General features: G+C 62.5%; 9 protein-coding genes. 4 read left to right on the top strand and 5 right to left on the bottom strand.

Features of this window, described 5'->3' with window-relative positions:
• Positions 1-24 precede the first annotated feature (24 nt).
• Positions 25-891, bottom strand: coding sequence for a tRNA glutamyl-Q(34) synthetase GluQRS (gluQRS, locus tag ABWP50_RS11670; protein WP_353218159.1), 867 nt, complete (start codon positions 889-891; stop codon positions 25-27).
• A 136-nt stretch (positions 892-1,027) separates the two neighbouring features.
• Here gluQRS and ABWP50_RS11665 point away from each other — a divergent pair, with 136 nt between their 5' ends.
• The 3 genes from ABWP50_RS11665 (at position 1,028) to ABWP50_RS11655 (ending at position 3,257) form a co-directional block, all read left to right on the top strand.
• Positions 1,028-1,627: an HNH endonuclease gene (locus ABWP50_RS11665; protein WP_353218158.1), complete on the top strand. Its 600-nt coding sequence runs from the start codon at positions 1,028-1,030 to the stop codon at positions 1,625-1,627.
• A gap of 191 nt (positions 1,628-1,818) precedes the next feature.
• Entirely contained in the window at positions 1,819-2,772 is a 954-nt protein-coding gene (locus tag ABWP50_RS11660) for an NAD(P)/FAD-dependent oxidoreductase (RefSeq protein WP_353218157.1), read from the top strand.
• Positions 2,773-2,867: 95 nt separating this feature from the next.
• Positions 2,868-3,257: a DUF4149 domain-containing protein gene (locus ABWP50_RS11655; protein WP_353218156.1), complete on the top strand. Its 390-nt coding sequence runs from the start codon at positions 2,868-2,870 to the stop codon at positions 3,255-3,257.
• A 292-nt stretch (positions 3,258-3,549) separates the two neighbouring features.
• Here the strand turns inward: ABWP50_RS11655 and ABWP50_RS11650 are convergent, their stop codons facing one another.
• From ABWP50_RS11650 to ABWP50_RS11640, 3 genes are all read right to left on the bottom strand, one after another.
• Positions 3,550-4,023, bottom strand: coding sequence for a DUF427 domain-containing protein (locus ABWP50_RS11650; protein ID WP_353218155.1), 474 nt, complete (start codon positions 4,021-4,023; stop codon positions 3,550-3,552).
• Positions 4,024-4,039: 16 nt separating this feature from the next.
• Positions 4,040-4,690: a methyltransferase domain-containing protein gene (locus ABWP50_RS11645; protein WP_353218154.1), complete on the bottom strand. Its 651-nt coding sequence runs from the start codon at positions 4,688-4,690 to the stop codon at positions 4,040-4,042.
• A gap of 251 nt (positions 4,691-4,941) precedes the next feature.
• Positions 4,942-6,243: an Hsp70 family protein gene (locus tag ABWP50_RS11640; protein ID WP_353218170.1), complete on the bottom strand. Its 1,302-nt coding sequence runs from the start codon at positions 6,241-6,243 to the stop codon at positions 4,942-4,944.
• A gap of 195 nt (positions 6,244-6,438) precedes the next feature.
• Between ABWP50_RS11640 and ABWP50_RS11635 the strand changes: the two genes are divergently transcribed.
• Positions 6,439-6,777 carry a hypothetical protein gene (locus ABWP50_RS11635; protein WP_353218153.1) on the top strand — a complete coding sequence of 113 codons (339 nt, stop codon included), beginning with the start codon at positions 6,439-6,441 and terminating at the stop codon, positions 6,775-6,777.
• A gap of 195 nt (positions 6,778-6,972) precedes the next feature.
• Here ABWP50_RS11635 and ABWP50_RS11630 read toward each other — a convergent pair whose 3' ends face one another.
• Positions 6,973-7,350 (bottom strand): hypothetical protein, encoded by a 378-nt coding sequence (locus ABWP50_RS11630; RefSeq protein WP_353218152.1) that lies wholly within the window; start codon positions 7,348-7,350, stop codon positions 6,973-6,975.
• Positions 7,351-7,633 lie beyond the last annotated feature (283 nt).

Below are 7,633 nucleotides of genomic sequence, written 5' to 3'. Positions count from 1 at the left end.
TTTTCCGCTTCATCGGGGGTAATTTCAGGATGAAGGTGTTTTGTTCAGCAGAATGTCTGCCGGTGTCAAGCCAGCCGCCCGCAGCGCGGCCAGTGTTTCGCCCGTATCGCGCTTTGACAGGCGGCGACCGTCGCTGCCCATGATCAGCGCGTGATGATGGTAGCGCGGCGTAGGCAAACCAAGCAGCGCCTGCAGCAGAATCTGGCCGTGCGTCGCCTCGAACAGATCCGCTCCGCGCACCACGTCGGTCACGCCTTGCGCTGCATCATCCACCACCACCGCCAGCGCATACGCCGTGCCGACATCGCGCCGCGCGATCACGATATCGCCTGCCGCCGCCGGTTCAGCAGCCTGCCAGCCCGCCGTGCTGTCATGCCAATGCAGCGGACCAGTGATTGCCAGCGCCGCCGCCACGTCTAGCCGCCACGCCGCCGCCTTGCTGTCCAGCCGGCGCGCCCGCTCTGCTGGCGAAAGCTGCCGGCAGGTGCCGGGATATCGTAGCCCATCCGGCCCGTGCGGCGCACTCGCTGCCGCCGCGATATCAGCCCGGGTGCAAAAACAGGGATAGGCGGCGCCCATGGCCACCAACCGGTCGAGCACGGCACGGTAGACGGCACTGCGCGCGCTTTGCCGCCACACCGGGCCATCCCAGTCCAGCACCAGCCAGGCGAGATCGGCCAGGATGGACACTTCGAATGCCGGGCGACACCGCGCGGTGTCGATATCTTCGATGCGCAGCACAAAACGCCCGCCGCTGCGCCGCGCCAGTTGCCATGCCAAGTGCGCACTGAAGGCGTGGCCACGGTGCAACAGCCCGGTGGGGGATGGCGCAAAGCGCGTGGTAAGGACCAAGTTTTCCACATTATCCACAGTGAAATCGGCCACTGTCATTGGCCTGACATATAATATGTTGTAAAGGCCAGATATTCACGGAACGGTCGCTGCGTGCGCGGCCTTGGGGGTTCCCGCCCCGGTGCGACTGGGCCCGTGTGACAATGATCGCTCCCCGCCTGCGGGAGAATGCTGCATGTTGACGAGCGACCTCATCGAGGAAAAATTCGGCACTGTTCCGCAGCTCGTATCACCAGAAGCCTGCCCGGCACTGGTGCTGAATGCCGATTACACGCCGTTGTCCTACTATCCGCTGTCGCTGTGGCCGTGGCAAACCGCCATCAAGGCAGCGTTTCTGGAACGCGTGGATATCATCGCCGAGTATGACCGCGAAATCCGATCGCCATCGCTGCGCATGAAATTGCCGAGCGTGATCGCGCTCCGCCAATATGTGCGCCCGGCTTCAACCCCGGCCTTCACGCGCTTCAACCTGTTTTTGCGCGACCGCTTCACCTGCCAATATTGCAGCCAGCCCGGCGGGGAATTGACGTTCGATCACGTCATTCCGCGCGCCTATGGCGGCCGCACATCGTGGGAGAATGTCACGACAGCCTGCGCGCCCTGCAATCTGAAAAAAGGCGGCCGCACCCCGGCCGAAGCCCACCTGCAACTGCTCAGCCGCCCGCAGCAGCCGTCCACCCACGAACTGCAAGCAAATGGGCGTGCCTTTCCCCCGCATTATTGCCACAAGAGCTGGCGTGATTATCTGTATTGGGATGTCGAGCTGCTGTCCTGAGGTGCAAAGCCGCTCCGCGCCGTGATGCCACGCGCGACAAGGGAGGCCTTTTCCCAACTCATCGAAAAAATGGTGCGCCACGCAGTCCGCCGCGGACTGCTCTCAGAGGTGGCTCGGTTTATTTGCACAGCCCCTCGCGATTGCTAAGTGGAGCGTCTGGCTTTCGTGGCCTGCGCAGGGGATCATCACCGATGCAAACCGAAATTGCTATAATCGGCGCTGGCATGGCGGGTCTCGCCTGCGCCCGGCGCCTCGCCCGCGCCGGCCATACACCACTGGTGCTCGACAAGGGGCGCGGCATCGGCGGTCGCATGGCAACGCGGCGCGTCATAATGGACGATGGCGACATCAGCTTCGACCATGGTGCCCAGTATCTGACGGTGCGTGACCCGGACTTTGCCGCTGATCTGCACAATCTTGGCGCTGCCTGTGTCCGCTGGGATGATGGCGCGGACTCGCTGCGCCTTGTCGGGGTGCCCGGCATGTCGGGCCTGCCGCGCGCCATGGCGGCCGGCCTCAATGTCCGGTTGGGCGCGCAAATCACTGCTGTTCGTGCCAAGTTCGACCGTTGGCAACTCTATATCGATGCGGCGCGCATAGAGACGCGGCACCTGGTGATGACCGTCCCGGCCCCGCAAGCGGCAGCGCTGCTCGGCGATGGCCACCCCTTGCATCACCGCATCGCCGGCGTCGCCATGGCGCCCTGCCTGACATTGATGGCGGCGTTTCCGGCCGATGCGCCACGTCCCTTTCGCTCGCGCGCCGCAGACGATCACCCGCTGGCCTGGATCGCTCAGGATAGCAGCAAGCCAGGCCGTGCCGGCACGCTGACCACCTGGGTAGCGCAGGCGAGCGTAGAATGGAGCGAGCGGCATCTCGAAGATACGTCCGAGATCATTGCCAGCCGCATGTTGCCGATACTGGCCGAGGTGATCGGTGTTGCGCCGCAGTCGGCAGTGTACGCTGCTACTCACCGTTGGCGCTATGCCCGCACGGTTACGCCGCTCGGCGAACCGTTCCTGTGCAGCGAAGATGGCACGTTGCACATCGGCGGTGACTGGTGTCTGGGCGCCCGCGTCGAGGCAGCATGGGCTAGCGGGACCGCTATCGCCGATACCATCCTCGAGCAGACTGGCAGTTTCTGATGGAGCCGCGCGCCGACGTGCCTCATGTCGCGCAACGCGCTGACGGTGCATGAAGCGGTGATGTTCATGCCGATCGTGCCAGCCAAAGACCGTCAATGCTGACCGCTGCTTTGCTTGTCACGGCGCTGCTGTTTGGCGGCACGGTCCTTTATTCCTTCGGCTTTGCCGCGTTCCTCTTCAACGCCTTGCCGGCGGAGATTGCTGGCCCGACCCTTCGCCGCGCATTTCCGCATTTCTACCTGTTCGTCATCAGCGCCGCCGTCCTGGCTGCGGCGCTGCTCTACGAGACCGATCCGCTTTCTGGCGGCCTAATGCTGGTCATCGCGGCGACGACATTGCCAACTCGCCAGTTGCTGATGCCCGCCATCAACCGCGCGACCGATGCCGGCGCGAAGACACAGTTCAAACTTCTGCACGGCCTTTCGGTGGTCATCACCCTGCTGCACATAGGAATCGCTGGTTTTGTCCTATCGCGGTTCGTGTGACTGAAATGGTTGTGGATGCAGTAGCGTCCGCTACAGCGGTGCAAAGTGGCCACGCCCGCACGCCCGATACCATCGTCGGGCGCTTTGCAACGTCAGCCGGCAACCGGGCTGCGCTGGATAGGCTATCGCCCAAACACCTCACCTCCCGTGGCACGCTAGCGCGTGCCGATCAATATTGGTGGCACAACGCTGCCTTGGTTGAATAAAGTCGCGGTGCCTGTTGCCCGGATCATGCGCATAATTTGGTGGTTTGGCGGCGGCAGCCTTATTTTCTGCGGGCGGCGTCAACTCGCTACCAGTGATTTGTTCCTGGCGCGCCCTTGATCCGGCCAACCAGATTGGCGGTGACCCACCCGCCGTAAAAATCGCCCGGTTGCGGGATCACGCGCGTGTCGCCCACCCACGCTTCGTCGATCAGCCCGGCATAAAAGGCAATATAGCCCGCCAACCCCGCAAAGCGCGCCGTGGGCCGATCATAGCTCCATGCGGCGCGCGGCACGATGCCGTCGCCGGCGATCACGTCGAAATAGCGGGCATGGCCCTTCCATTCGCAGAAACTGCTGCCCGCGGCCGCCAGCAGACCAGCCAGCACATCGCTGCGCGGCAGATAATAGCTTGGCGCATGATGGGTCTCCAGCACACGCAGCGCAGCGATTGTATCGGCCACCACTGTGCCCGCGTGACGGACGATGATCCGCTGCGGCACCGGCTCCAGGGCCGGTGGCCTTGGATAGGATTGCACGTCTTCACGCAAGAGCCCGGTCACGGCATCCTCCGCTTGTTCATGCGTGGCCTGTTACAGCAACTAAAGGATCACTAACGCGGCCATCCACCAGGAAATCAACCCGCACCTCGCCAAAGCCGGCGCGTTCCAGATACAGCTTCACCAGCGCTGCATGGCCACTCGTATCGAGCGCCCGCCAAATTGCTACGGCCTTGGTTGGAAAACAACGGTTCGAAAAGCTGACGATGAACGGCGCGCCCGGTACCAGGAGCCGGCGGACTTCGGCAAACACCGCGCTTGGCCGCTGCAGATATTGCACGCCCACGCAGCACAGCGCCGCATCGAACGATCTTGCGTCAAGCGGCAGCGCCGGCGTCTGGTTGAGATCCTGCACGAACCACCGCGTCAGTTGCGGATTGGCAGCGAGCTCCTCAGCATTCATGCCGTGGCCGACAACCCCGGCAAAACGGCAATCCGCCGGCAGGTGACTTACCCAGCTCGACATCAGATCAAGCACATGGCCGCAGTCCGGTAGCATGTGCCGATAGAAATTGGTCAGTGCCGCCGTCGCAGCATCGTCGATGTGGGTCACCAGCCGCGGCGGGGCGTAAAACGCCAAATCATCGCCCGGGTCCTGCTTCGCGAACGCGCCAGCCGGCAGTTCGGGAAACAGCGCCTGCTCCGGCCCGGATGCTGTTGCGTCCGTCATCAGCTGAACATCGCATCTTCTGTCGTGATCTTCTGTCCAGCGATCGCCCATCGGTGCGCTTTCGGTCGATCGCGTGCAGCGAGAAACGGCCGGTGATCGGGATTCAGGATCCTCTGGGTGGCAATGCAAAATCGTGACATGCCAGCCCACGTCGCAACCCTGCAAGTCATAGTCAATGTGCCATGATGGCGTTGTATCGGATCGCATCACTGCCAGCGCCGCAATTATTGGCGTTCACGTCAGATCTCCGATCAGATCGACCATTCTGCGACATCATCGCGTTGCCCGATCAGCGCCAGGCCATGCGCGATCGACGTAAGCTCGCCGCCAACAGCGACGCGATCGGCACCGAAGCGTCTGGAGAAGATGTTGTGCACAGCCGGGATGAGTGAGGAACCGCCTGTCATGAAAACGCAGTCGATTTCGGCGCTGCCGACACCCGATACCGATATTGCGGTGTCAATGGTTGCCTCGATGCGGGCCAGGTCGTCCGCAATCCAGGTTTCGAACATTGCCCGCGTCACCTCGGCCTCGATTTCGAGCTCGGCGCCTGAAAACCGGAAGATCGCGCTATCATGATCCGACAGTCTGCGCTTGACCCGTCCGATTGCGTCATAAAGCGGGTAACCGAGTTCGTTGTCGATCACCGCGATCAGCCGGGCGATGGCGGCCGGGTCAACGGCTTGGCGCTCCAGGCGCCGAAGTTCATCCATCGTGCGGCGATTGCGCATGAAAGCAAGCCGTGACCAGTTGCTGAAGTCGGCGAAATAGCGCCCCGGGATGAGCAGGGACTTGTCGAATGACCGGTACTCGGAGCCCTTGCCGAGCTGGGGCAAGACGAGGTGATCGAGAAGCCGGAAATCAAAGTCATCGCCGGCAAGGCCAATGCCGGCATGGCCCAGAGCCGTGAAGCGTTGGGCCATGCCTGGCGCCTTCATATGGACAACCGAGAAATCGCTGGTACCGCCGCCAAAATCGGCCACAAGCACGGTCGCTGCGTCGGTCAGTCTGGCCGCGTAACTGAAGGCAGCCCCCAGCGGTTCATAGACGTAGAAGATCTCGGCGCCGAAGCCTTCGAACATCAGATCGTAGCGTTGCCGGGCGAGCAACGGATCGGGGCTGCTGCCGGCATAAGCCACCGGGCGGCCGACGACGATGCGGCTGTTCCGGTCGCTCAGTTGCCCCCCGGAATGCTTTGCCAGCTGACCCAGGAATGCCTTGCCCAGCGCTTCGAACGTGTAGCGCTGTTCAAAGATCGCCGCCCGATCGAAATTGCTGCTGGCGGCAACGGATTTGAAGGACTGGATGAAGCGGCAAGCCTGCGGCCAGGCGAGATACTCGGCGATCGCCCATGGTCCGGCCTCCAAGGCAACGCCGTTTGATGTGGTGTCATCCTCCCAAAAGGCCAGCGCGGAGCGGAAGACGTTGCTCGTTATTGCCGGACCGGAAAAGTCAATCAGGCGCGCGGCATCCCCGGATTGGGAGACGGCAGCAACCGTGTTTGTGGTTCCGAAATCCAGTCCGACGGTGCGATATGATGAAGCTGTTCGCATGTGGATCCCGATGCGCCAGTCGGGCGGTTCTGGGCCTATGCCTGCAAAGTTGGTCGAATGCCAAGGCTGTCGCACTTCGACAGCAGCCCACGGCGCGATCAAAATCATTTTCCGCGCAGATGCAGATAATGGCGGGTGCGCGATCAGATTCGTCTATAGGCAGGCAGCGCAAATCTTGGAAATTCAGGCAGACGCATGGCCCGCAGAAACTCGAGAAATGATCCGTACGGCGACATGCATCGCCAGGAGGAGGCTTCGGCACCGGCGGTGATTTGCTGGCTTTGCGGAAGACCGACTGGAACGACGACCATCTTGCACCATCCCGTGCCGAAGAGCAGGGGCGGTCGCGATACGGTGCCCATGCACGCGATTTGCCAACAGATGCTGATCGCCAATTTTACCAATTCCGAACTGCAGCGTCATGGGATGAATGTGGAGGGATTGCTGGCAGACCCCGGCGTTCGCAAGTTCGTCGACTGGGTAGCGAATAAGGACCCGGATTTCACCGCGACCATGACAAAAAAGCAGCGGTGACGTGCCCCCTTCTGGGACGCGCGATAGACATAACGGGACAAGACACGCGCATATTCCGAGCCACGTTGAACAGGACACAGTTTCCGATATCTGCACCGCGGCCGGTCCGTGCTATCGCAACATCCGTTCGGGGAGGGCCCGACCGGATCTTACCGACCTCGGCCGGCGGGATCCGCTACCCCCCTCCTGCCCTGCTCAGCCGCGCGCCTGGCGCAGCAGTCGCTTGCGCTCATAGCTGTCAGCCTTGGCCCAGGCCTCTCGCGAAATCCCCGCCGGCGCCGGTGGCAACGGCTCGGGCGGCTCGTCATCGGGCGGCGGCTCCTCCCCCTGCCCGTTGCCGAACATGCGGGCGTGGTTGCCGCGCTCGGTGGTCAACGGCCGGTAGGGCGTGCTCTCGCCGGTCGACCACATGAAGAACGCCGTGCCGTCGCATTCATAGATTCTGCACGGCCCCCGCTGGTCAATGAGGCAGAAACTGCGGCCGCGGAGCATGGTGATGGCATCGAGGTCGACCTTCTGCCACTGCCGACATTTCGAGCATACCGCTGCGATGCGAACCTTCTGGTCACGCATCTGCTCTGTGGATCGGCGCCGAAGCGCCCCCCCCTGCTAACTCAGCACAGACGCTTGAAGTTGTTCAAGAATGCCATTTTTGGCGGGGTCCCGATCTGTGCCGATCGGGACCCCGCATAACTGGAGATTCCACAATAATTAGAGTTCCTTAGTGCGGATCGCATGGGGTCCGGCTTCAACGCCTATCCACAACCAGGCTGCACAAGCCGCTGAAAAGTCGCAGGATATCCCACTACGCCCCGGTATATGCCGCAGAATCCCGGCTCGAAGGAGTGGGTGGTGC

This window comes from Sandarakinorhabdus sp. (assembly GCF_040398645.1).
Classification (GTDB): domain Bacteria; phylum Pseudomonadota; class Alphaproteobacteria; order Sphingomonadales; family Sphingomonadaceae; genus Sandarakinorhabdus.
Note: the sequence above shows the minus strand (reverse complement) of the source record. Positions and strands in the feature narration are given on the sequence as shown.

Excerpts from the sequence above, each read along its gene's own strand:
- ABWP50_RS11660 (WP_353218157.1), top strand. The coding sequence starts at position 1,819 with ATGCAAACCGAAATTGCTATAATCGGCGCTGGCATGGCGGGTCTCGCC.
- ABWP50_RS11655 (WP_353218156.1), top strand. The coding sequence starts at position 2,868 with ATGCTGACCGCTGCTTTGCTTGTCACGGCGCTGCTGTTTGGCGGCACG.
- gluQRS (WP_353218159.1), bottom strand. The coding sequence starts at position 891 with ATGACAGTGGCCGATTTCACTGTGGATAATGTGGAAAACTTGGTCCTT.
- ABWP50_RS11645 (WP_353218154.1), bottom strand. The coding sequence starts at position 4,690 with ATGACGGACGCAACAGCATCCGGGCCGGAGCAGGCGCTGTTTCCCGAA.
- ABWP50_RS11635 (WP_353218153.1), top strand. The coding sequence starts at position 6,439 with ATGGCCCGCAGAAACTCGAGAAATGATCCGTACGGCGACATGCATCGC.
- ABWP50_RS11665 (WP_353218158.1), top strand. The coding sequence starts at position 1,028 with ATGTTGACGAGCGACCTCATCGAGGAAAAATTCGGCACTGTTCCGCAG.
- ABWP50_RS11640 (WP_353218170.1), bottom strand. The coding sequence starts at position 6,243 with ATGCGAACAGCTTCATCATATCGCACCGTCGGACTGGATTTCGGAACC.
- ABWP50_RS11630 (WP_353218152.1), bottom strand. The coding sequence starts at position 7,350 with ATGCGTGACCAGAAGGTTCGCATCGCAGCGGTATGCTCGAAATGTCGG.